Below are 23,413 nucleotides of genomic sequence, written 5' to 3'. Positions count from 1 at the left end.
CGCTGAATATCCCGTTAATTCCTGTATTGCGCACCGCAACAACCGCCGTCCGCCTCACCCCCGTGATGTCGATTCCGGTGCCGCCCCCGCCAACCGGAGCCCCATCCCGATGACCCGCAAGACCAGCCTGATCGCCGCCGCCGTCGCTGTCGCACTCGGTGGTTCTCCGTTCGTTGCCGCTGCCCAGCAGGCCGGCACCGCCGCCAACACCCTGGACACGGTGATCGTCACCGGTACCCGCGTGGCCGACCGCACGGTGGCCGAGTCACAGTCACCGATCGACATCATCACCCCCGAAGCCCTGCAGTCCACCGGCACCAGCGAGCTGGCCACCGCACTGTCGCGCGCCCTGCCCTCGCTGAACTTCCCCCGCCCTGCCCTGACCGATGGCACCAGCGGCGTGCGCCCGGCGCAGCTGCGCGGCCTGTCGCCGGACCAGGTACTGGTGCTGGTCGACGGCAAGCGCCGCCACACCTCGGCGATGATCAACGTCAACGGCAGCATCGGCCGTGGCTCGTCGGCCGTGGACATCAATGCGATCCCGATCGCTGCGATCGAGCGCGTGGAAGTGCTGCGCGACGGTGCGTCGGCGCAGTACGGCTCTGACGCCATCGCCGGCGTCATCAACATCGTGCTCAAGGGCAGCGGCAGTGGTGGCAGCCTGGCGGTGGACTACGGCCAGTACTCGGCCGGCGACGGCAACAAGTACCAGCTCTCCGGCGATACCGGCGTCGAGTTCGGCAACGGCCGTGGCCGCGTGCACGTCGCCGGCCAGATCAGCCAGCAGGACGAGAGCAACCGCGCCGGCCCGTACCGTGGCACCACGCCGAACACCGGCAACTTCCCCAGCATCGGCCAGACCACCTTCATCGTCGGCGACCCGCGCGTGGACGCCACCGCCGCCTCGGTCAACGCCAGCTTCGATTTCAGCGACCACGTGACCGGCTACGCCAGCGCGCTGCTCAGCAACCGCGACATCACCTCGTTCGCGTTCTACCGCTCGCGCAACCACAACAGCCAGGGCGCACTGCTGGCGCAGACCTACCCGGACGGCTTCGTGCCGGAGATCAACCAGTATTCCAAGGACCGCTCGCTGGTGGCCGGGGTCAAGGGCAACACCGACAGCGGCTGGACCTGGGACCTGAGCCTGAACCACGGCGAGAACACCCTCGACTTCCACACCCGCAACAGCATCAACTACAGCCTGGGTGCGACCAGCCCGCGCTCGTTCTACGACGGCACGCTGAAGTACCAGCAGGACATCTTCAATGCCGACCTGACCAAGTCGCTGGACTGGGGCCTGGCCTACCCGGTCACGCTGTCCTTCGGCGGTGAGTACCGCAAGGAAAAGTGGGACCAGAAGCCGGGCGAGCTGAACTCGTACACCGGCAGCGGCGCGCAGGGCTTCGGCGGCTTCACCCCGACCAATGAAGTGCATGCCGACCGCCACAACTACGCGGTCTATGCAGGTCTGGAAGCGGACCTGACCGAGAAATTCTCGGCCGGCGTCACCGGCCGCTACGAGGACTACTCGGACTTCGGCGACCGCTTCTCCGGCAAGCTGTCGGCGCGTTATGCGTTCACCGACAAGGTCGCGCTGCGTGCCACCGCCTCCAGTGGCTTCCGTGCACCGTCGCTGGCCCAGCAGGGCTACCAGGCGGTGACCAGCCAGTTCACCAACGGCGTGTTCGTCGAACGCGGCACGTTCCCCACCACCAGCCAGGCCGCGCAGGCGCTGGGCGCTTCGCCGCTGAAGGCCGAGACCTCCACCTCCTACAGCGTGGGCCTGGTGCTGCAGCCGGTCGACCGCCTGTACATCACCGTCGATGCCTACCAGATCGACATCGATGACCGTATCGCACTGTCCTCCAGCATCACCACCAATGCGGCAACCAGCGCGCTGCTGGGCACCCTGGGCCTGCCGCAGGTGACCGCGTTCTCGTACTTCACCAATGGCCTGGATACGCGTACCCGTGGCGTCGACTTCGTCTCCAGCTACACCGTGCCGTTCAGCGCCAGCAGCCTGGAACTGACCGCCGCCTACAGCTACAACGACACCGAAGTGCGCCGCGTTGGAGGCACCCCGGCGGTGTTCGGCACGCTGGGCCTGAACCAGTCGCTGATCGGCCGCGATGAAATCGGCCGCATCGAGGACAGCTTCCCGCGCGACAAGGCGATCCTGAGCGGCACCTGGCGTTCGGATCACTGGGAACTGGGCCTGGCGGCGACCCGTTACGGCAAGTTCACCGTGCGCAACTCGGCCACCGCGCTGCGCGACCAGACCTACGGCGACGCCTGGGTGGTGGATGCCTCGGCCAGCTACAAGCCGAGCAGCAACTGGACCCTGACCGTGGGCGCCGACAACCTGCTGGACAAGTACCCGGACCGCACCGAAGACCTGCAGAACTCGACCTTCGGCATGCTGCCGTACAGCAACTACTCGCCGTTCGGCTTCAATGGCGCGTATGTGTACGGGCGGATCAAGTACAACTGGTAAGCGGTAATGCCGGCCGCTGGCCGGCATTCCCTCCCCGCATCTTTCACACCCGTCGGAATGATCCGGCGGGTGTTTTGTTTTGTGCTGCGGGCAAGTTTGTGCTGCGGGCAAGATCAGCCGTGCGGCTGGCAGTTGGACGTGTGACGTCCATCAGTAATCACACGGACAGACTCAAGACAGTTATCCAGACTGTCAAAATTCACGTTCACTTGAAGACTAGGGCGCATCCAGCTAGCGCTGCCAAATGTCCGTTCATCGTGCCAACGACTGGCTCTTTGGCCAATGCGTTCTTCGAGAATGGAAGGCGGATCATCGAACTGAAGACCGAATGGCAACGATCCAGCCCACGCTCTTGAGTTTCCCAGTCGATCGTGGATGAAACTGATACCGGTGCATACCGGACGCCCACCGAGCGTGCGCCGCTTGCTGTCGAAGTAGAGAATGAAGCCATGCTCGTCGGCCCTGTCAACGATCTCCCTGCTCGCCTCCGCAATCAGACTTGCAAGCCCAAATTCCCGGAACACGGCCTGAAAATGAGCATCGTCGGTCGATCTGCCGAGGGCAGCAACTACCTGCTCCGCTGAGGGGTACTCGCGCGTTGCCGGTGTGCGAGCCAATGGGCGCATGGGAATTCCCAAGCTGATATCAAAGATCCCACACGCTCCTGCCTGCTTGATGCATTGAGACTGATACGTCAGACGGATGCGGTAGTCAGGCAGCCACCACGCGTCGCGCCTGCCGGCGTGCAAGCTGTCCCCGAACCCCGCCGTAACGAGCCGTTCGCGTGCTTTCGTCCTGTCGTCCTCCCATTGCAGGCCAAACGGCAGATCGCCTTCGTACCTGCGTGTCACATCCGGAATGCCTGCCGTTACCGCAACATTGGTGAAAATCAGCTCCCCGCTCTTGCCGTGCGAAGCAACGGATCGCCCATTCCAGTAGTTGCGCTCACTGAAAGAAAAAAGCATGCCCTTACCACTTGCACGCAGGACTGCCTCATAAGGGCTTTTGGCGGGACGGGTCAGCTCTGGCCTGCGTCTGATGCCAAGCGCCTGGAGCATCGTGGTGACGGCCGGATCCGCAGCGCTTTCGCCAAAGAGGGTCGTTATCGCCTGTAGGTCCATTTCATTCAGTTCTCTTCCGGCAGCCCTAGACTGATACAGCGAAGTCCTTTTTCCCCGTCGTAGTCAACATCGAGATTCAGCTTTCCCAGCATCCATTCGTCGACGTTGCCAGAGAAGCCAAACACTGTTGGCGCGCCCAGATCGGCAGGTAGTTCTGACCTGACCTGATCCCTGGACATCAGGAAGTTCAAGCCGCAAGGAAGTGGCCCCGCATACTCGGTACCAGTGTCCTTCCGCCATCCCCAGAAGATAACGTCGGTGAGCGCCCACGGCCCATCATAGATGTCGTGATATGGCATCTCTGAAAGCAGGCCGACATCCTTGAATTCGAGTTGCAGTCCCGCAGCATCATCTGCCCAGATCCGGTGACCACTGACACCCAGGCGATAATCATCAAGGTTCTGAACCTGTATTCCGATCTTGGAAAAGACGATTCCAAGCTCCTGTGACTCTGAATCCCTGCCAAGCGCAGCGATGAACTCTTCGACTGTTGGATGATTCATGTTGATCCTTCGCTGTTACTTTTGTGGAGGAGGGCTGCGGAGAACCTACAGTTGCTGTTTACTACGATCGACGGGAATGCCAACGGATACACAGCGAAGCGAGTCTCCGGGACCACAGAAGTTAACTTTGAACTCCAAGCCGCCAATGCCCCATATATCCACATTGCCCGAGACACCCGCTACGGTGGGATTCCCCGCACTCAGGGCTGAAAATCGCTCCCTCACATGGTGACGCGACATTGAGAAATCCAGCCCATGGGGCAACGGGCCAGAGTAGGCATGTTTGTTTTTCCCAGATGCCCAGAACACTGCCGTCGTGAGTACCCAGGGCCCATCGTCCACGTCGTGGTACGGAATATCCGCCAGCATCCCGATATCCTCGAAATTCAACTGCAGCGCGCCTTCCTCGCCTGTCCAGATCCGCCTTCCAGTCAATTTCAACGGATTGTGGCTGACGTCGGCCTCGTCGATTTCAAGTTCCTGGAGTAACCGGGACAGGAACACCGAGCTGGTGTCCTGACCTATCGCCTGAATCACTAATTCAATGTCGGGAAGCTTCATGTGGTTGTTCACCCATGCGGTCTGAAAAGAGCAGGCCAAGCCTGGTTGGCAAGCAAAAGGGGCAATGAGCACATGGTGACGCGTGCGCGGCCCGGGAAAACTTCGGCCAGACCGCAGGCGTCTTGCCCAGAATGCGCGCCACCAGAATTACCTCCCGCCCTCGTATGTCAATGGATCGACTGAAAAGCCTTGGCGCACAGTGGCAAAGGGCCCTGCGATGGCACAGCTGCGTATCGAACCCATTACCCTTCCCGGGCCTGTCTCGGGTGGCATTGGTCTGGCTCCGGTTCACGATCCAGAGCAACTGGCCACCCCAAACAGGTCCGATCCCGACAGAGCCATCCTCGATCGCCCCGCACACGCCAGGTCGGACGCCGACCACTGATGGCTCCGCCCACGCAACGATCCGATACGCTGGCCGGGTTTGCCGTATCTGGCCGTATCGGTGAAAATCGGGGTACCCCCCTGTTTCCTGCGAGAGCCGATGCACCATGACACCGACCTGATCAACATCGTTGCCGTTGGTCTCGGGCTCGCCTTCATCTTTGGCGCGCTGGCCAACAAGCTGCGTTTGTCTCCGCTGGTCGGTTACCTGGTTGCTGGCATCTGTGTAGGTCCGTTCACCCCCGGCTTCGTCGCCGACCAGGCGCTGGCCAACCAGCTGGCCGAACTGGGGGTGATGCTGCTGATGTTCGGCGTCGGCCTGCACTTCTCGCTGAAGGACCTGATGGCGGTCAAGGCCATCGCCATTCCCGGTGCGATCGGCCAGATCCTGGTCGCCACCCTGCTCGGCTGGGGCCTGGCAGCCTTGATGGGTTGGCCGGTCATCCACGGCATCGTGTTCGGTTTCGCGCTGGCCACCGCCAGTACCGTGGTGCTGCTGCGGGCGATGGAAGAGCGGCGCCTGCTGGAAACCCAGCGCGGCAAGATCGCGGTCGGCTGGCTGATCGTGGAAGACCTGGCCTGTGTGCTGGCGCTGGTGATGATGCCGGTGATGGCCGGCGTGTTCGGTCCCGATGCGGCCAACGAGCAGCACACCCTCGGCAGCGTGCTCGCAAGCATCGGCTGGACCTTCGTGCAGCTGGGCCTGTTCGTGGCGGTGATGCTGGTGGTCGGCCGCCGGGTCATTCCATGGATCCTCGAACGCATTGCCGGTACCGGTTCGCGCGAGCTGTTCACACTGTCGGTGCTGGCGATCGCGCTGGGCGTGGCGTTCGGGTCGGCGATGCTGTTCGGCGTGTCCTTTGCGCTGGGCGCATTCTTTGCCGGCATGCTGCTCAACGAATCCGAACTGAGCCACAAGGCGGCCAGCGATTCGCTGCCGCTGCGCGATGCGTTCGCGGTGCTGTTCTTCGTCTCGGTGGGCATGCTGTTCAATCCCAGCATCCTGATCGAGCACCCGTGGCAGGTGCTGGCCACCGCCGCGATCATCATGTTCGGCAAGTCCGCCGCCGCGTTCTTCATCGTGCGAGCGTTCGGCCATCCCACCGGTACCGCACTGACCATCTCCGCCAGCCTGGCGCAGATCGGTGAGTTCGCCTTCATCATCGCCGGCCTCGGCGTGACCCTGAAGATCCTGCCGCCCACCGGGCAGGCTCTGGTGCTGGCCGGCGCGCTGATCTCGATCATGCTCAACCCGCTGGTGTTCGGCCTGCTCGACCGCTGGCTGCTGAAGCACCAGGAAACCACGCCGGCCGCGGTGGAAACCGAGTTGCCACCTGGGCCGTCGCTGGACCTGCACGACCACGCCATCGTCATCGGCTACGGTCGGGTCGGCAGTGCGCTGGCGCAGGTTCTGCGCGACCGTGGCGTGCCGGTGATGATCATCGACGACAACAAGGAGCATGTCGCCGAAGCGCATGCGGCGGGACTGCCCGGCATCCGCGGCAGTGCGGCCTCGGACAAGGTGCTGGCCGAAGCCCATCCCGAGCGCGCCAAGATCGCCGTGCTGGCAATCCCACAGCCGTTGGAAGCCGGCGAGACCCTGGCCAAACTGCGTGCCCTGAACCCGAATCTGACCCTGCTGGCGCGAGCACACAGCGATGCCGAGGTGAAGCACCTGCTGGAGCATGGTGCCGACGGGACGGTGATGGCCGAGCGCGAGCTGGCCTATTCGCTGGCCGAGATGGTGATGGCCACGCCGCCGTATCGCAACCTGGGCCAGCACAGCATTCCGGTGGTGTGAGGGTTCTGCGGCAGGGCGGCGGCCTGCACCCGCAGAGGCGACAGCAAAAGCCAGAGCAACAACAAAAGCGGGCTTCCTGCGGCTGTTGGTAGGTGTCGACCTTGGTCGACACGGCGTCGCATGGGGTCAGATCCGTTTCCCGCAGGAAAACGGATCTGACCCCGGAAACAAAAAATCCCCGGTCGACCCGCATCGACCGGGGATCTGGATCGCCACGTTGCCATTGCCTTGGAGAGGCAGTTCAACCGTAGCGCATTGCACGGCCGATGGTGATCGCCTGTGGCGATGACGACCAAGCGCGTGGCTATCAGGCGCCAGCCAAAGCCTGCTCCAGGTCGGCACGCAGGTCGCCGATGTGCTCGATGCCGATCGACAGCCGCACGGTGTCTTCGCTGACACCGGCCTTGGCCAACTCGACGGCGTCCAGCTGGCGGTGGGTGGTCGAGGCCGGGTGGGTAGCCAACGACTTCGCATCACCCAGATTGACCAGCCGGGTGAACAGTTTCAGGGCATCGAGGAAACGTGCACCTGCCTCGCGCCCGCCAGGCAGGCCGAAGGTCAGTACGCCCGAGCCGTGCCCACCCAGATAGCGCTGTGCGGCGGCATGCTCGGGGTCGTCGGCCAGCCCGGCGTAGCGCACCCAGGCCACCTTTGCGTGCGCCTGCAGGAACTGTGCGACCGCCAGCGCGTTGGCGTTGATGCGCTCCATGCGCAGGGCCAGGGTTTCGATGCCCTGCAGGATCAGGAACGCATTGAACGGCGACAGCGCCGCGCCGGTATTGCGCAGCGGCACCACCCGCGCGCGGCCGATGTAGGCGGCCGGTCCGAGTGCTTCGGTATAGACCACGCCGTGGTAACTCGGGTCGGGCTGGTTGAGGCGGGCGAAGCGCTTGGGCTGAGCGGCCCAGTCAAAACGCCCCGAGTCGATGATCGCTCCCCCCAGGCTGGTGCCGTGGCCGCCCAGGTACTTGGTCAGCGAATGCACCACGATGTCGGCGCCATGCTCGAACGGGCGCAGCAGGAATGGCGTGGCCACGGTGTTGTCGACGATCAGCGGCACGCCGGCGGCATGGGCGACCTCGGCGATGGCGGCGATGTCGGTGACGTTGCCGCGAGGATTGCCGATCGACTCGACGAACACCGCCTTGGTGCGTTCATCGATCAGCGCGGCGAACGCGGATGGATCGGCCGGATCGGCGAAGCGGGTCTGGATGCCGTACTGCGGCAACGTATGCGCCAGCAGATTAAGGCTACCGCCATACAGCGCGCTGGAGGCGACGATGTTGTCGCCGGCCTCGGCGATGGTCTGGATGGCGTAGGTGATCGCGGCCTGCCCCGAAGCCAGCGCCAGCGCACCGATGCCGCCTTCCAGCGCCGCCACGCGCTGCTCCAGCACATCGGTGGTGGGATTCATGATGCGCGTGTAGATGTTGCCGGCCACTTTCAGGTCGAACAGGTCGGCACCATGCTGGGTGTCATCGAAGGCGTATGCCACGGTCTGGTAGATCGGCACCGCCACCGCGCGGGTGGTCGGATCGGGACGATAGCCGCCATGCACGGCCAGGGTTTCCAGTTTCCACTGCGGGTCGCTCATTGCACCAGGCTCCATCCGGGGAAACGGCCACGATAGGCCAGCCGGCAGTGACCGCTGAGAGCCACTGGCGATGACGCCCGTACCGGTGGTTATCAGGTTGGCCGCGATTCAGGCAGCCGTCATGGGCCGTTGCTAGGCTTCGCCGCCGGGCGCTCCTGCCCGGGCACGGAGGCCCAAGCGCATGCAGTCATCCCCCTGGACACCCGCCGCCAGCGGCACACCGACCCCGGTGCTGCTGGTGGAGGACGACCGCCGCTTGGCCGAACTGGTCAGCGACTACCTGCACGAACATGGCTTCGCCGTGCAGCACATCGCCCGCGGCGACCTGGCCGGCGCCGCCTGCCGCCAGCACGCACCGGAACTGGTGGTGCTGGACCTGATGCTGCCCGGCCTCGGCGGCATCGACGTGTGCCGGCAGATCCGCAGCTTCTCCGACGTGCCGATCCTGATGCTGACTGCCTGCGAGGACGACATCGAGCAGGTGCTCGGCCTGGAGTCCGGCGCCGACGACTACGTGCACAAGCCGGTCGAACCGCGCCTGCTGCTGGCCCGCCTGCGCGCCCTGCTGCGCCGCCGCCACGGCAGCGGCAGCACCGGCTCGCCCTGCCGGCTGATGCACGGCGGACTGCTGATCGACCGCATGCAGCGCGACGTTCAACTGCATGGCCACGCGGTGGAACTGGGTACCACCGAATTCGAGATCCTGTGGCTGCTGGCCAGCCAGCCGGGGCAGATCCTCTCGCGCGACCAGATCCTGCAGGCGGTGCGCGGCATCGGCTTCGATGGGCTGGACCGCAGCGTCGACGTCAGCATCGGCAAGCTGCGCCGCAAGCTGGGCGATGACGCGCGCGAACCGCGCCGGATCAAGACCGTGTGGGGCCGGGGCTACCAGTTCAACCCCTCGGCCTGGTCGGCGTGAAGCGCCTGTTCCTGTGGCTGTGGTTCGTCACCGGTGCCTGTTTCCTGGTCTCGGTGTTCTTCCTCAACCACATCCTGGATGGCATCTACACGCCCGTCCAGGACCGCGTGTTCGTTCAGCAGGTGCGCGGGCAGGTGTACGCCCTGCGCAGTGGCCTGGCTGGCCTGGATGCAGAACAGCAGCGTGAGCGCCTGCAGCAGTGGCAGCCGCACTACGGCATCGGCCTGACCCTGCTCGACAGGCCTCCCGCGCTCGACCCGCAGGAACAGGCGGCGGTGCGGGCCGATGGCTTCATCGTGCGCGACCTCTACCAGCAGGTACTGCTGCCCATCGACGGCGTGGACGGCCGCTGGCTGCACCTGCGCCTGCCCGGTGCGGTGTCGATGACAACGTACATGACCATCGCTGCCTACCTCGGCATCCTGCTGCTGGTCGGCGCCAGCCTGTATGCCTGGGTACGCCTGCTCTGGCGTGACCTGGAGGCACTGCGCATGCATGCCGACCGCATCGGTGCCGGCGACCTGCAGGCCCGCGCGCAGGTGTCGCCACGCTCGCAGATCCGGGTCATTGTCGATCATTCCAACCGCATGGCCGCGCGCGTGGCTGAGCTTGTGCAGCGCCAGCGTGACCTCACGCATGCGATCTCGCATGAACTGCGCACGCCGATCGCACGCGTGGCCTTCGGCCTGGACCTGATGCGGGACAGCGACGACCCGGCACGACGCGCGCGCTTGGCGCAGGGGCTGCATGGTGACCTGGCCGAGCTCAACCGGCTGGTCAGCGAACTGCTGGCCTACGAGCGCCTGGAACATCCCAATGAAGCCGAGCCCCTGCAGCGCATCGAAGCCAATGACTGGTTGCAGGCCTGCCTGGCCGATGCGCGCCGCGATGCCGAACGCGCCGGCCTGGTGCTGCGCGTGCAGCCCAGCGCACTGCCGCGGGTGGACGCCGAGCCGCGCCTGCTGCAGCTGGCACTGAGCAACCTGGTCGGCAACGCGCTGCGCCATGCGCGTTCGCAGGTGGAAGTCTCACTGGTGGCTGTCGGTGGTCGCGCCTGCCTGCGCGTGGATGACGACGGCCCAGGCATCGCCGAAGCCGACCGCGAGAAGGTGACACGCCCGTTCACCCGCCTGGACGACAGTCGCAGCCGCGATACCGGTGGCTTCGGACTGGGCCTGGCCATCGTCAGCCGCATCGCGGCACGCCATGGCGGGGAACTGCACATCAGCCGCGCCACGATGGGCGGCGCACGCGTCGAAATGCACTGGCCGCTGGCTGCCAGCTGAACGCCCACGGGCGCGATTACAGTTGATTACAACTCCCGCACAACTGCGGAGGGATCGGTCGCCGGCATATCGCCACGCTGGCAGCCCTGCAGCACACGCCGGATGCGCGTGCTGCATTCCTCCAATTCGTCGAGAGTGCCCATGTCCCAGCGTCACCGTACCCCCACCCTGCTCTGCCTCGCCCTGCTGCCGTTGTTCGCCGCGCCGATCGCCCACGCCAAGGATGACCACTGGACCTTCGAAGTCGCCGCCGGTGCCGGTGCGACACCGCGCTACAGCGGCAGCAAGGAGTACCAGGCGTCGCCCATGCTGTCCTTCGATGCCATGTCACCCGGTGGCTGGTTTCTGGGCACCAGTGGCCTCGGCTGGGGTACGGCCATCGGCGAACACACCCACCTGCGTGCCTACATCGGTGCCAGCGGCAGCCGCCGCGACAAGGACTCCGCGCTCGGCGGTTCGGACTTCCTGCGCGGCATGGGTGATATCCGTACCCGTCCCCTGGTCGGCCTCTCGGCTGGTTATACGCTGGGCGAAGCCGTGCTGAGCGGCAGCTGGCAGTTCACCCGCAAGGATGAAGACAAGGGTGACAACGGCCTGGCCACCCAGCAGATGCAGCTGAGCCTGTCGATGCCGCTGTTCGATTTTGCCGGTGGTGTGGTCAGTGGCAGTGTCGCCACCGAGTACGGCAATCGCGGCTACATGCAGACCTGGTACGGCGTGAGTCCGGAACAGGCAGCGCGCACCGGATTTGCCCAGCACAAGCCGAAAGCAGGCCTGGTCAGTGCCGGGCTTGGCCTGAAGTGGAGCCACCGCGTGGGCCGCAATGGCAACTGGTACATCTCGGCGGAAGGCACGCGCCTGCTCGGCGATGCGGCCGACAGCCCGATCGTGCAGAAGCCGAATCAGTTCGGCTTGATGAGCGGATACACGCACCGCTTCTGAGGGGACGCCGGGTGTGGCCCGGTGCTACACGCAGGAAACGGGGCGCTGCGACCAGGCAGCGCCCCGTGTGAATCACGCCTTGGCGAACACCAGGTGGCCGCCGTCGTTGCCGACTTCGATGGTATCGCCGTTGACGAAGGCGCCGGACAGGATCTTCTGCGCCAGCGGGTTCTCCAGCTGCGCCTGGATCGCACGCTTCAACGGACGTGCGCCGTACACCGGATCGAAGCCGACGTTGCCGAGCAGATCGAACGCCGCATCGGACACCACCAGCTTCAGCCCACGCTCGGCCAGCCGCTTCTCCAGGCCACGCATCTGGATGCGCGCGATCTGCTTGATCTGCTGCTTGTCCAGCGGGTGGAACACCACGATGTCGTCCAGGCGGTTGATGAACTCCGGACGGAAGTGCGCCTGCACCACGCCCATCACCGCCGCCTTCATCTGCATGTAGGCCTCCGGGCTGTCATCACTGCTCATGTCCTGGATCTGGTGCGAGCCCAGGTTGGAGGTCATCACGATGACGGTGTTGCGGAAGTCCACAGTGCGGCCCTGGCCATCGGTCAGGCGGCCATCGTCCAGCACCTGCAGCAGGATGTTGAACACATCCGGATGCGCCTTCTCCACTTCGTCCAGCAGGATCAGCGAGTACGGACGGCGACGCACCGCCTCGGTCAGGTAGCCACCCTCTTCGTAACCGACGTAGCCCGGGGGCGCACCGATCAGGCGGGCGACGCTGTGCTTCTCCATGAACTCGCTCATGTCGATGCGGATCATCGCGTCGGCACTGTCGAACAGGAACTCGGCCAGCGACTTGCACAGCTCGGTCTTGCCAACGCCGGTCGGGCCGAGGAACAGGAACGAACCGGCCGGACGATTCGGATCGGACAGGCCCGCACGCGAGCGGCGCACGGCGTCGGAGACGACCTTGATCGCTTCCTCCTGGCCGACCACGCGGTTGTGCAGCACCTCTTCCATCCGCAGCAGCTTGTCGCGCTCGCCTTCGAGCATCTTGTTGACCGGAATGCCGGTCCAGCGCGAGACAACCTCGGCGATCTCCTCGTCGGTGACCCGGTCCTGCACCAGCTTGAAGTCCTTGTGCTCGGCTTCCTGTGCGGCGGCCAACTGCTTTTCCAGCTGCGGCAGCAGGCCGTACTGGATCTCGCTCATCTTGGCGAAATCCTGGCGGCGCTGCGCCGATTCCAGCTCCAGCTTGGCCTGCTCGACCTGCTCCTTGATCTTGGTTGCACCCTGCAGCGCGGCCTTCTCCGACTTCCAGATTTCATTGAGGTCGGAGAACTCGCGCTCCAGCGCCTCGATGTCGTTCTCCAGATCAGCCAGGCGCTGCCGCGAGGCCTCGTCCTTTTCCTTCTTCAGCATCTCGCGCTGGATCTTCAGCTGGATCACCCGGCGTTCCAGGCGGTCCAGTTCCTCCGGCTTGGAGTCGATCTCCATGCGCAGGCGCGAAGCAGCCTCGTCCATCAGGTCGATGGCCTTGTCCGGCAGCTGGCGGTCGGTGATGTAGCGGTTGGACAGGGTCGCCGCCGCCACGATGGCCGGATCGGTGATTTCCACGCCGTGGTGCACCGCGTACTTTTCCTTCAGCCCGCGCAGGATGGCGATGGTGTCCTCCACCGACGGCTCGCCCACGAACACCTTCTGGAAACGACGCTCCAGCGCGGCATCCTTTTCGATGTACTTGCGATACTCGTCCAGCGTGGTGGCACCTACGCAGTGCAGCTCGCCGCGTGCGAGCGCAGGCTTCAGCATGTTGCCGGCATCCATCGCACCGTCGGCCTTGCCCGCGCCAACCATGGTGTGCAGCTCGTCGATGAACAGGATGATCTGCCCTTCGCTCTTGGCCAGATCGTTGAGCACGCCCTTCAGGCGCTCTTCGAATTCACCGCGGAACTTGGCACCGGCGATCAGCGCGCCCATGTCCAGCGACAGCACGCGCTTGCCGCGCAGACCCTCGGGCACTTCGTCGTTGATGATGCGCTGGGCCAGGCCTTCGACGATCGCGGTCTTGCCCACGCCGGGTTCGCCGATCAGCACCGGATTGTTCTTGGTCCGGCGCTGCAGCACCTGGATGGTGCGACGGATTTCTTCATCGCGGCCGATCACCGGATCGAGCTTGCCGCTCTCGGCACGTGCGGTCAGGTCAATGGTGTACTTCTCCAGCGCCTGCCGCTGTTCTTCAGCATTTTCCGACTGCACGTTCTCGCCGCCGCGCAGCTTGTCGATGGCGGCCTGCAGGCGGGTCTTGTCGGCACCGGCGGCGCGCAGCGCCATGCCCAGCGTGCCGCTGTCGTCCAGCGCGGCCAGCACGAACCACTCGCTGGCAATGAAGGCATCGCCGTTCTGCTGGGCCAGCTTGTCGGTCTGGTTGAGCAGGCGCCCCAGGTCATTGCCCATCGAAACGTTGCCGGCCTGGCCGGACACCTTGGGCAGCGCATCCAGCGCCTCGGTCAGGCGCTCGCGCAGTACCGGCACGTTCACCCCGGCCTGGGCCAGCAGCGGGCGCGTGCTGCCGCCCTGCTGGTCAAGCAGCGCGCTGAACAGGTGAACCGGTTCGATGATGCTGTTGTCGCGGCCCACGGCCAGCGACTGTGCGTCTGCCAGCGCCTGCTGGAAACGCGAGGTGAGCTTGTCCATCCGCATTGCGAATCCTCATCGGTCATCAGGGCCGGCCTGCGCCGGCGATGCTGGAAAGATGCGGTTGCCCCACCCGGTTTCAAGGGTGGCTGCGACTGCACCCCGAGGCCAGTCAGCCTGCGGCCAGCATGCCGGAGCGGGTGTGGTCGGCGCGTTGATCCAGCGCAAGCCACTGCGCGCCAAGCACTGGAATCCGGGCATCGCGGATGCGATACTTGCGAATCATTCTCATTTCGATCAAGGCCACACATCCCCTTTCATGGGCCCCCGACACGAACAACTGGGCATGCTGTACCGCGACCATCGCCTCTGGCTGCACGGCTGGCTGAGCGGGCGCGTGGGCAATCGCGATGTGGCTGACGATCTAACCCAGGACACCTTCGCGCGGCTGCTGCAGGGGCGCGATCTCGCTGCCCTGCGTGAGCCCCGTGCCTTCCTGACCACGGTAGCGCGCGGGCTGGCCGCCAACTGGTTCCGCCGCCAGGCGCTGGAGCGCGCCTACCTGGAATACCTGGCCCAGTTTCCAGAGCCGGTGTTGCCCTCGCTGGAAGAACAGGCCCTGGTACGTGAGGCCCTGCAGCAGATCGATGCGATGCTGGACGGGTTGCCGGCGATGGCGCGCCGGGTGTTCCTGCTGGCGCAGTTCGATGGGCTTCGCTATGAGGCCATCAGCGAACAGCTGGGGTTGTCGTTGTCCACGGTGAAGCGGCACATGAAGCGGGCGCTGCTTGGCTGCCTTGCGCATGCCGGCTGAGACCGCCACCGCACCGGCCCTACCGCCACGTGTGCTGGAGCAGGCCGCCGACTGGCTGATGCGCCTGCACGAGGACGGCAGCGTAGCGCAGCGTGCGCAGTGGCAGCGCTGGCACGATGCCGACCCTGAGCATGCACGCGCGTGGCAACGCGCGGAACGCTTGCTGGCGCTGAGCGGGCAGGTTCCACCGCCATTGGCCCACAGCGCACTGCAGCGCGCGCGCTCGCCGGGCCGGCGTGCGCTGCTGCGCAGCGTCGCCGCACTGCTGGTCGCCCCGCTGGGTGGCTGGCTGGCCTGGCGCATGTACGACGAGGCCGCATGGGATGCCAGCGCACGCACCGCCGTGGGCGAGCGCCTGCGCCATGTACTGGACGACGGCAGCGTGCTGCTCCTGGACACCGATACCGCCATGGACATCGCCTTTGATGACCAGCAGCGCCTGCTGCGGCTGCGGCACGGACAGGTGCTGGTGGAAACCGCCGCAGATTCCCGGCGACCGGCGCGTCCCTTCGTGCTCGCCAGTCCGGCAGGGCGCATGCAGGCCCTGGGCACGCGCTTCAATGTGCAGCATGCCGATGCGACCACCGTAGTGGCCGTGCTCGAAGGAACGGTACGGGTCATGTTGGCCGCAACAGGGCAACAGCGTGTCGTCGATGCCGGAAGGCAGCTGAGCTTCCGCGCAGATGCCTTCGCGTCGGTGCAGGCCATCGCACCGGCCGTCGACGCCTGGCGCCACGGCATGCTGGTGGTCGATGCGCAGCCCCTGCGCCGCGTGCTGGAACAGCTGGGCCGCTATCAATCCGGCTGGCTGGGCTGCGACGATGCGATCGCATCCCAGCGGGTGTCAGGTGCATTCCCCGTGGATGACCTGGACCGCGCCGTAGCCATGCTGGCAGCCGTCCACGGACTGGAGATCCAGCGCGGACCAGCGGGACTGTGGACGCGGCTGCGCGCAGGAACGCCACGGTGAGCGGGCCGCATCGCCAGCAGTGACACTTTTTCCGCGTCCGGGTGGCAGAGGGAGTGAATCCCTTCCTTACGTGCCCTCCATGCCCTCCATGATCCGACCCTTCCGGCTGAGCCTGCTGGCCATTGCTCTGGCGACCACGCCGGTGTTTGCCCAGGTGGCATCGCTGCAGGCCGTAGCCGCTACCGAACAGGCCGCCAGCCCGCTCGGCCTGGCCCTGAGCACCTTCGCTGCCCAGCGTGGTATCGCCCTGTCCTTCGACCCCGCGCTGGCCGCCGGACGCATGGCACCGGCACTGTCGGGTACCTTCAGCACCGAACAGGGCTTTGCACGCCTGCTGACCGGTACCGGCCTGCGCATCCAGCCTGGCGCAGACGGCAGCTACACGCTGCAGGCGGCAGGCAACGTTGTACCGGTGTCAGCAGCGCGAAAGACCCTGCCACTGCGCGTGAGCGGTGAAGTGCAGCCGTTCCGCTATGCCGAAGGCCTGCGCCTGGACGAGGACTACATGCATGCCCAGGCCACCGGCAACGGTGACATCGGGCGCCTGTTGAGGATCAACCCCGCCGTCCAGTTCGACAACGCCCAGTTGAGCAGCTTCACCCCCGGCGACATCTCGCCGGCCAATGTAAGCATCAATGGTGCGCCGTTCTACCAGAATGCCTTCGTGGTCGATGGCATGAACTTCAACAACGACATCGATCCCGGTGGCGATCCATCGCCCTACCGCCTGGCGACCGCCCCCGGCAACAGCCAGGCCTTCGCCCTGGACACCGACCTGCTGGCCGACCTGACCGTGCTGGACAGCAACGTGCCGGCGGCCTACGGCGGATTCAGCGGTGGCGTCATCGAGGCCAACGTGCGCAAGCCGAAGGACGCCTTTTCCGGCAGCGTGTCCTACCAGACCACGCGCTCGTCCTGGACCCGCTACCTGCTGGATGAAAGCATGCGCGAGGACTATGCCAATGCTTCTTCGTGGGGCGATGGTCAACCCGAGTTCACCAAGGAAACATGGCGCGCCACGCTGGAAGGCAAGGTGACCGATACGCTGGGCGTACTGGCCAACTTCACCCGCAAGCGCTCCTCGATTCCCACCTACTTCTATTCCGCACACCTGGTGGACAGCTACGGCTCGGAACGCGAAGTACAGCGCCAACGCTCGGACCAGGCGATGCTGAAGGCGGTCTGGGAGGCCAGCGACCGGCTGACCGTCGATGCGTCCGTCACGCATGCGCCATCGGAGAACCAGCTGTTCCGGTCCAACATCCGCGGCGCCGGCGTGCGCATCGACAGCGGCGGCACGATGATCAACCTGGGAGCCACCTGGCAGGCGGACTGGGGCACGATCACCCAGCGCCTAAGCTGGAGCGGCACCGAGCAGTCGCGTGATGCGCAGAGCGATGACTATTTCACCTGGCTGCGCTCGGCCAGCAAGGACTGGGGCACCAACGCGTCCACGCTGGAAGGCGAGTTCGGTGACATCGAACAACGGCAACGACGTCTTACCTACAGCGCGCAGGCACAGACCCACGCCTTCGACCTTGGCGGTGGGGTCCACCAGCTGACCACGGGCGTGGAGCTGACCCGGCAGAGGTTCGACTATCGTCGCCTGACCGAGAACAGCACCTATGTCACACCGGCCCGCACCACGACGTGCACCCTCAACTCCGGCGAGATCGATACCGCCTGTGACATGGGCCTGACCGCGGCAGCAGGCTGGCCAGGCCAGTACTTCACCCGCCGTACCCGCTACGCCACCGGCCACATCGGCTTCGACGTGGAGAGCTTCGCCGCACACATCGACGACGACATGCGCTACGGCGCGGTCTCGATCCGTCCGGGTCTGCGCATCGAGCGCGACAGCTACATCGGGCAGACCACCATCGCACCCCGCTTCGCGCTGAGCTGGGAGCCGCGCGATGGCACCCTGCTCACCGCAGGCGCCAACCGCTACTACGGCCGCAACATGGCCACCTGGAAGCTGCGCGATGGTGTCAACCGGCTGCGCTACAACAACGAACGCCGTACCAGCCTGAACGGGGCGTGGACCACCGGCACCCAGGCCGGAAATGACACCTACTTCAACATCGACAAGGTGGGCTATGCCGATGAGCTGATGCTCGCGTGGCGTCAGGATTGGGCGGGTTGGCGCTTCAACCTGAAGGCCGTCAACCGCCGGCTGCGCGACCAGGTCATCAACGTGAGCGGGCGCATCACCGGCATCACACCCGACGACCCCACATTGGCCGGCAATTACAGCACCTGGTCCAGCACCGGCAGTGGCCTGAGCAACATCTATTCCCTGACCGCGCAGCCGCTGCGCGGCTGGACAGCCGGGGCGACGCATACCCAGGCGCTGCTCTCTCTGGACTGGACCGACGTGCGCAAGGCGGTGCCGTTCTACGACGACAGCGCCGACCAGTTCTACCTGAACCCATGGATCCGCTACGACGGCCGCTACATGCGCTACCAGCAGAAGCCCGCCGACAACTACACACGCCCGTGGTCGGCGCGCGTGAACACGATCACCCGCATTGCACCGCTGGACCTGACCGTGACCAACATGCTGACCTACTCGGCCGGCTACCGCCGGATCGCCAGGACTTCGCTGACCGAGATGTACCAGGGCGAGCGCATCGACGTATGGGAGGAGCGGCAGTTCTCCCCGTCGCTGACCTGGAACGTCCGCCTGGGTTGGGAACGCGAGCTGTCCGCCCAGGCCGGAACGGTCTACGCGAATGTGGACATCACCAATGTACTGAACCGGCGCAATGTCTACGGCGCATCCTCCGCCGTTGGCAACGCACCGCTGTATGACATCGGACGGCAGTTCTGGCTGGAAGTGGGCTACCGCTACTGACTGCATCGTGCCGTTGAACGCCGTACCGGCGTCATGCATGCGCGCCTATCCAAGCCTGCGTCTGCTGCTGCCCGTCGCCGCCCTGTTGCTGGGCGGCGCGGGCATGCCTGCACCTGCGCGTCATACCCCGTGCCCCGACGTGCTTCCCGCGCGTCCGGACAGCGCCTGCCTGCGCGCGCTCTACAGCAACCCCAGCATGCAGTGGCCAGCGCCAGAGGTGGAACCCGGCGTCGCCTGGCAGGAGCTGGCCCCGCTACCTGCCCCGGCCGATCCACCCGGCCATCCATCAACGCCCGCAAAAGTCGCCTTGGGCCGTCGGCTGTTTTTCGATCCGGTTCTTTCGAAGTCGCGGCAATTGGCCTGTGCCAGTTGCCATGACCCGGACCTGGGCTGGGCCGATGGCCGCCGCGTATCGTTCGGCCACGACCGCCAGCCCGGTCGCCGCAATGCACCCAGCGTGGTGGCCAGTGCGCACGTGGCGCCGCTATTCTGGGATGGGCGCGCCGCCACGCTGGAGGCGCAGGCGCTGCATCCGATCGCCGATCCCGTCGAAATGGGCTTCACCACGCAGGGCGCCGTGCGTCGCTTGCGCCGGGATGCGTCCTACCGTCGTGCGTTCAACGAGGTGTTCGCGCAGCCGCGCATCGATGCCGCGCAGCTCGGCCAGGCCATCGCCGCGTTCGAACGCAGCCTGTCGCCACGCAACAGTCGCTTTGATCGCTTCCTGCTTGGCAATGCGCGTGCGCTGGACGATGCCCAGCTGCGTGGCCTGCACCTGTTCCGCACGCAGGCCGGCTGCATGAACTGCCACAGCGGGGCGGCGCTGACCGACAACGGCTTCCACAATCTGGGCCTGCATTTCCACGGGCGTTCGCGGCAGGATCTGGGGCGTTATGAGGTCACCGGTGATCCCGCCGACAGCGGCCGTTTCCGTACACCGTCGCTGCGTGGCGTTGCCGCCACAGCGCCCTACATGCACAACGGCATGATCCCGAAATTGTCTGGCGCGCTGGCGTTCTACAACGTGGGCGGTGCCCGACCGCGGGCTCCGGCGGGTCTCCCGCCAGACGCAGCCCCCTTCCCGGCACCCGATCCGTTGCTGCGTCCGCGCGGGCTCAGCAGGCGGGACCTGCAGGACATCGAAGCCTTCCTGCAGGCCCTCTGATGCCTGCAGGCTCAGCCGCGGGTGATGGCAGTACGGATCGCCCGCAGCTGCTGCTTGATGGCCCTTGCCTGCGCCACATCCATGCGCAGCAGGGCTTTCTGCCCGATCGAGCGCGACTGCAGGGTGGCGTCGACGAAGCGGTAGCGGCCACGCTCGTCGCGTTCCACCAACGGCGGCTGGGCCAGCTCCGGGGTGTCCAGCAAGTGGTCGATCACCGCCACCAGACGGTCGTTGAAATAGCCGTCGGGCCGGCCAAGATCGACGTAGGCCTGCTGGATCAGCGGATAGAAGCGCTTGTAGGCCGTGGCCGTTGCCGCCGGGTCGAGCGCGGTAAATGCCTGCACGTAGGGCGCATAGCGCGTCGCGTTGCTGGCGGCGATGCGTTCGCCGCCCTCACCCGCCTCGACCTGCAGGTTGCCCGGCAGCGGCCGCGCGGCCAGTGCGGTCGGCGGCACGCTCGGCTTGTCCAGGTTGTCGACCTGGGTGACCAGGCGCTGGATCAGATGATCGCGCAACAGCAGGGTCAGCGGGCCCTCGCCCTGGAACAGCTGGCTCAGCGCGCCCCAGGCAGCGGCATCGCTGTCGGCCAGTTTCGGCAGTGCTGGATCAGCGGCCGCTTCTGTCTCCAGCGGGTGCCTGATCGGTGGAGGTCCCGGGACCGGTTGCTCCACAGGCATTGGCTGTGGAGGTGCAGCGCTGCTGGCGGGAGTGGATTGCACCGGCACCGAAACGCCGTCCGCCAGGCTCTTCAGCTGATCGCGGAACAACCACCCGCCCGCACCGCCGATCACCACCACGCCCAGCACCCAGGGCCATACCGCCTTTCCACTCTGCATGATGCAGCACCTCGTTTTCACACGCATGGAGAAGGTGTGACCCCCCTTGTCGGCGGGGGTTCCCCCTTCGTTCGGCTGCGGTTTGGGTTGGGCAGGACCTGCAGCCATGCTCACGCCTGCTTTGCACGCCGCGCGCGAGGCTGTTGCTCTTGTCGTGTGGAGACGTTGCCATGCAATACGCGCTGTATTACTGGACCGGCATCCAGGGCCGCGGTGAATTCGTGCGGCTGGCGCTGGAAGATGCCGGCGCCGACTACATCGACATGGCACGGGTACACGGCGATGCAGTGATGCAACCTTTCCTTGATGGGAAAAGCGAGGGGACGCAGCCATTCGCGCCGCCATTCCTGAAGGCCGGCCGCCAGGTCATCGCACAGGTCGCGGCGATCCTGGATTTCCTTGGCCCGACGTTGGACCTGGTGCCACAGGCGGCCTCGCGGCGGATGCAGGCGCTGCAGTTGCAGCTGACCATCGCCGATCTGGTGGCCGAGGTGCATGACACCCACCATCCGATCGCCGTATCAAAGTACTACGAAGAGCAGAAGATCGAAGCCAAGGCACGCGCCGCCTCTCTGCGCAGCGAACGGCTGCCGAAGTTCCTCGGCTACTTCGAGCAGGTGCTGGCCGCCAATGGCGGCCGCCATACGCTGCGCGAGCATTCCTACGTGGATCTGTCGCTGTTCCAGCTGCTGAGCGGGCTGGATTACATGTTCCCACGCCGCATGCAGGCATTGGACCCAACCCTGCCCCTGCTGCGTGCGCTGCAGGAGCGGGTGGCGAAGCGGCCGGCCATTGCCGCCTACCTGGCCTCGGAACGGCGCTTGCCGTTCAACACCAATGGCATCTTCCGCCACTACCCGGAGCTGGATGGGGAGCGGTAGTGCCGGCCGCTGGCCGGCAGCTGCACACTGCGTCCGAGATCCATGAGGATGCCGGCCAGCGACCGGCACTACCTTGGGGTCAGCTGTTTTCACCCAGCGGCTTCACCGCCTGCTTCTGCAGCGACAGCAGGCCCAGCAGCACTGCCAGTGCCACGTAGGCGCCGGCGAACTGCCAGCTGATGATCCGCGCCAGGCCGTCCAGATCCCACGGCAGGTAGATGCCGCCGCGCGGGTCCACCGAGTGGATCAGGCCGAACAGGGTCAGCACGGCGGCCACCAGCAGGAAACCGCAGGCGCGGCGCAGACGGCCATCGACCATTGCCGCCACCGCCGAGATCCACAGCATCGAGGTGATGATGAAGCCATTGCCGAGGGTGAAGATCACCGCCAGCTCCGGCAGGCCGTGGCCGTCGAGCTTGGTCAGCAGCTGCGGCAGCTGGTCCGGCGCGATCCAGCCCGGCGCCTTGATCGCCAGCAGGTAGGCCACCGACGGCAGGAAACCGAACACCATCGCGCCGGTATGGTGACGCGGCGTGGCCTGGAAGGCCTGGGTGGTGATGTCGATGGCCACGTACACGATGATCGGCGCCAGCACCGCCAGCGGCAGCCACTGCACCAGCCCGGAGATGATGCCAAGCATGCCGCCGATGCCGACGAACAGGCCGGTCAGCAGCGTGTAGCCGCTGCGCGCACCCATGTGCTTGTAGGCCGGCTGGCCGATGTACGGCGTGGTCTGCGCGACGCCGCCGCAGACGCCAGCCACCAGCGTGGCCACCGCTTCCACCAGCAGGATGTCGCGGGTGCGGTAATCATCGCCGGCCGCGCGTGCGCTTTCGGAGACGTTGATGCCACCGACCACCATCAGCAGGCCGAACGGCAGCAGCAGCGGCAGGTAGGTCATCGCGGTGGGCAGGCCATCAAGGAAACCCAGCGTCGGCAGCGGCAGCACCACCTGCGGCGGCACCCACTCCGGTACGTGGAAGCCCGGTGCGCCGAGCCCGGCCAGGCCAAGGCCGTAATACAGCACGGTGCCGAACACGAAGGCCAACAGCACGCCCGGGCCACGCACCGGCAGCTTGCCCTTGGCGATCAGCACGTACAGCAGCAGGCCCAGCGTCGTGAAACCAACCAGCGGCGAGCGCAGCGTTTCCAGCAGCGGCAGCAGGCCCATCAGCACCAGCGCGATGCCGGCGATGGAACCCAGCAGCGCAGCACGCGGCAGCGCGCGGGTGACCGCTTCACCGAAGAATGACAGCACGAACTTGAGCACGCCCATGATGACCAGCGCGGCCATGCCCAGCTGCCAGGTCGCAATACCCGCGGCATGCGGGTCCATGCCCTGCTGCTTGAACGCAATGAAAGCCGGGCCGAGCACCAGCAGGGCCATGCCGATGCTGGTCGGTGCATCCAGGCCGAGCGGCATGGCGGTGACATCGTCGCGGCCGGTGCGCGTGGCCAGGCGGCGCGCCATCAGGGTGTACAGCAGGTTGCCAACCAGCACGCCGAAGGCAGTGCCGGGGAACATGCGGCCGAACACTACGTCGGCGGGGAACTGGAAGATCCCGACCAGGGCCATGGCGATGAAGCCGAGGATGGAGAGGTTGTCGACGACCAGGCCGAAGAAGCCGTTGAAGTCGCCGGCGACGAACCAGCGACGCGGTGCGGCGGGAGCGGGAGCGGACATGGAAGG

The 23,413-nt window shown here is 65.8% G+C and carries 17 protein-coding genes; 10 read left to right on the top strand and 7 right to left on the bottom strand.

Annotation, left to right across the window (positions count from 1 at the left end; all coding sequences use genetic code 11):
• Positions 1 to 109 precede the first annotated feature (109 nt).
• A complete protein-coding gene (locus DI041_RS19775) occupies positions 110 to 2,497 on the top strand; it encodes a TonB-dependent receptor plug domain-containing protein (protein ID WP_136639821.1) in 2,388 nt (795 codons plus the stop codon).
• 113 nt (positions 2,498 to 2,610) lie between these two features.
• On the opposite strand, the gene DI041_RS19770 is transcribed toward DI041_RS19775, so the two are convergent.
• From DI041_RS19770 to DI041_RS19760, 3 genes are read right to left on the bottom strand one after another with little or no spacing between them, the layout of a single operon-like run.
• Positions 2,611 to 3,618, bottom strand: a complete 1,008-nt coding sequence (locus DI041_RS19770; protein WP_136639820.1) for a hypothetical protein — start codon at positions 3,616 to 3,618, stop codon at positions 2,611 to 2,613.
• Between the two features lie 5 nt (positions 3,619 to 3,623).
• Positions 3,624 to 4,121 (bottom strand): hypothetical protein, encoded by a 498-nt coding sequence (locus tag DI041_RS19765; protein ID WP_080150542.1) that lies wholly within the window; start codon positions 4,119 to 4,121, stop codon positions 3,624 to 3,626.
• A 45-nt stretch (positions 4,122 to 4,166) separates the two neighbouring features.
• Positions 4,167 to 4,682, bottom strand: coding sequence for a hypothetical protein (locus tag DI041_RS19760; RefSeq protein ID WP_136639819.1), 516 nt, complete (start codon positions 4,680 to 4,682; stop codon positions 4,167 to 4,169).
• Between the two features lie 484 nt (positions 4,683 to 5,166).
• Between DI041_RS19760 and ybaL the strand changes: the two genes are divergently transcribed.
• On the top strand, positions 5,167 to 6,867 hold the full coding sequence (ybaL, locus tag DI041_RS19755) for a YbaL family putative K(+) efflux transporter (RefSeq protein ID WP_006386675.1): 1,701 nt from the start codon (positions 5,167 to 5,169) through the stop codon (positions 6,865 to 6,867).
• A gap of 307 nt (positions 6,868 to 7,174) precedes the next feature.
• On the opposite strand, the gene DI041_RS19750 is transcribed toward ybaL, so the two are convergent.
• Positions 7,175 to 8,461, bottom strand: a complete 1,287-nt coding sequence (locus DI041_RS19750; protein WP_136639818.1) for an O-acetylhomoserine aminocarboxypropyltransferase/cysteine synthase family protein — start codon at positions 8,459 to 8,461, stop codon at positions 7,175 to 7,177.
• A gap of 181 nt (positions 8,462 to 8,642) precedes the next feature.
• Between DI041_RS19750 and DI041_RS19745 the strand changes: the two genes are divergently transcribed.
• The 3 genes from DI041_RS19745 to DI041_RS19735 all read left to right on the top strand — a co-directional run bounded on the left by DI041_RS19745 (position 8,643) and on the right by DI041_RS19735 (position 11,608).
• Positions 8,643 to 9,380: a winged helix-turn-helix domain-containing protein gene (locus DI041_RS19745; protein WP_136639817.1), complete on the top strand. Its 738-nt coding sequence runs from the start codon at positions 8,643 to 8,645 to the stop codon at positions 9,378 to 9,380.
• Positions 9,377 to 10,666, top strand: coding sequence for an ATP-binding protein (locus tag DI041_RS19740; RefSeq protein ID WP_136639816.1), 1,290 nt, complete (start codon positions 9,377 to 9,379; stop codon positions 10,664 to 10,666). The genes DI041_RS19745 and DI041_RS19740 overlap by 4 nt, the downstream gene beginning before the upstream one ends.
• A 141-nt stretch (positions 10,667 to 10,807) precedes the next feature.
• Positions 10,808 to 11,608: a MipA/OmpV family protein gene (locus DI041_RS19735; RefSeq protein WP_136639815.1), complete on the top strand. Its 801-nt coding sequence runs from the start codon at positions 10,808 to 10,810 to the stop codon at positions 11,606 to 11,608.
• Positions 11,609 to 11,680: 72 nt separating this feature from the next.
• On the opposite strand, the gene clpB is transcribed toward DI041_RS19735, so the two are convergent.
• On the bottom strand, positions 11,681 to 14,266 hold the full coding sequence (gene clpB / locus DI041_RS19730) for an ATP-dependent chaperone ClpB (RefSeq protein WP_046984069.1): 2,586 nt from the start codon (positions 14,264 to 14,266) through the stop codon (positions 11,681 to 11,683).
• A gap of 253 nt (positions 14,267 to 14,519) precedes the next feature.
• Between clpB and DI041_RS19725 the strand changes: the two genes are divergently transcribed.
• The 4 genes from DI041_RS19725 to DI041_RS19710 all read left to right on the top strand — a co-directional run bounded on the left by DI041_RS19725 (position 14,520) and on the right by DI041_RS19710 (position 20,006).
• Positions 14,520 to 15,014 (top strand): sigma-70 family RNA polymerase sigma factor, encoded by a 495-nt coding sequence (locus DI041_RS19725; RefSeq protein WP_106468930.1) that lies wholly within the window; start codon positions 14,520 to 14,522, stop codon positions 15,012 to 15,014.
• Complete coding sequence (locus DI041_RS19720; RefSeq protein ID WP_136639814.1) at positions 15,004 to 15,984, top strand: FecR domain-containing protein; 981 nt, start codon at positions 15,004 to 15,006, stop codon at positions 15,982 to 15,984. Before DI041_RS19725 ends, DI041_RS19720 begins: the two co-directional genes overlap by 11 nt.
• 88 nt (positions 15,985 to 16,072) lie before the next feature.
• Positions 16,073 to 18,841 (top strand): TonB-dependent receptor, encoded by a 2,769-nt coding sequence (locus tag DI041_RS19715; RefSeq protein ID WP_169050366.1) that lies wholly within the window; start codon positions 16,073 to 16,075, stop codon positions 18,839 to 18,841.
• A gap of 37 nt (positions 18,842 to 18,878) precedes the next feature.
• Positions 18,879 to 20,006, top strand: a complete 1,128-nt coding sequence (locus DI041_RS19710) for a cytochrome-c peroxidase (RefSeq protein WP_248298517.1) — start codon at positions 18,879 to 18,881, stop codon at positions 20,004 to 20,006.
• A gap of 11 nt (positions 20,007 to 20,017) precedes the next feature.
• On the opposite strand, the gene DI041_RS19705 is transcribed toward DI041_RS19710, so the two are convergent.
• Complete coding sequence (locus DI041_RS19705; RefSeq protein WP_136639812.1) at positions 20,018 to 20,842, bottom strand: DUF3014 domain-containing protein; 825 nt, start codon at positions 20,840 to 20,842, stop codon at positions 20,018 to 20,020.
• A 170-nt stretch (positions 20,843 to 21,012) separates the two neighbouring features.
• Between DI041_RS19705 and DI041_RS19700 the strand changes: the two genes are divergently transcribed.
• Positions 21,013 to 21,723, top strand: coding sequence for a glutathione S-transferase (locus tag DI041_RS19700; protein ID WP_136639811.1), 711 nt, complete (start codon positions 21,013 to 21,015; stop codon positions 21,721 to 21,723).
• A gap of 79 nt (positions 21,724 to 21,802) precedes the next feature.
• Here DI041_RS19700 and DI041_RS19695 read toward each other — a convergent pair whose 3' ends face one another.
• A complete protein-coding gene (locus DI041_RS19695; RefSeq protein ID WP_136639810.1) occupies positions 21,803 to 23,407 on the bottom strand; it encodes a SulP family inorganic anion transporter in 1,605 nt (534 codons plus the stop codon).
• Positions 23,408 to 23,413: the final 6 nt, after the last annotated feature.

It is taken from the genome of Stenotrophomonas maltophilia (genome assembly GCF_004920835.1).
Classification (GTDB): domain Bacteria; phylum Pseudomonadota; class Gammaproteobacteria; order Xanthomonadales; family Xanthomonadaceae; genus Stenotrophomonas; species Stenotrophomonas maltophilia_AQ.
Note: the sequence above shows the minus strand (reverse complement) of the source record. Positions and strands in the feature narration are given on the sequence as shown.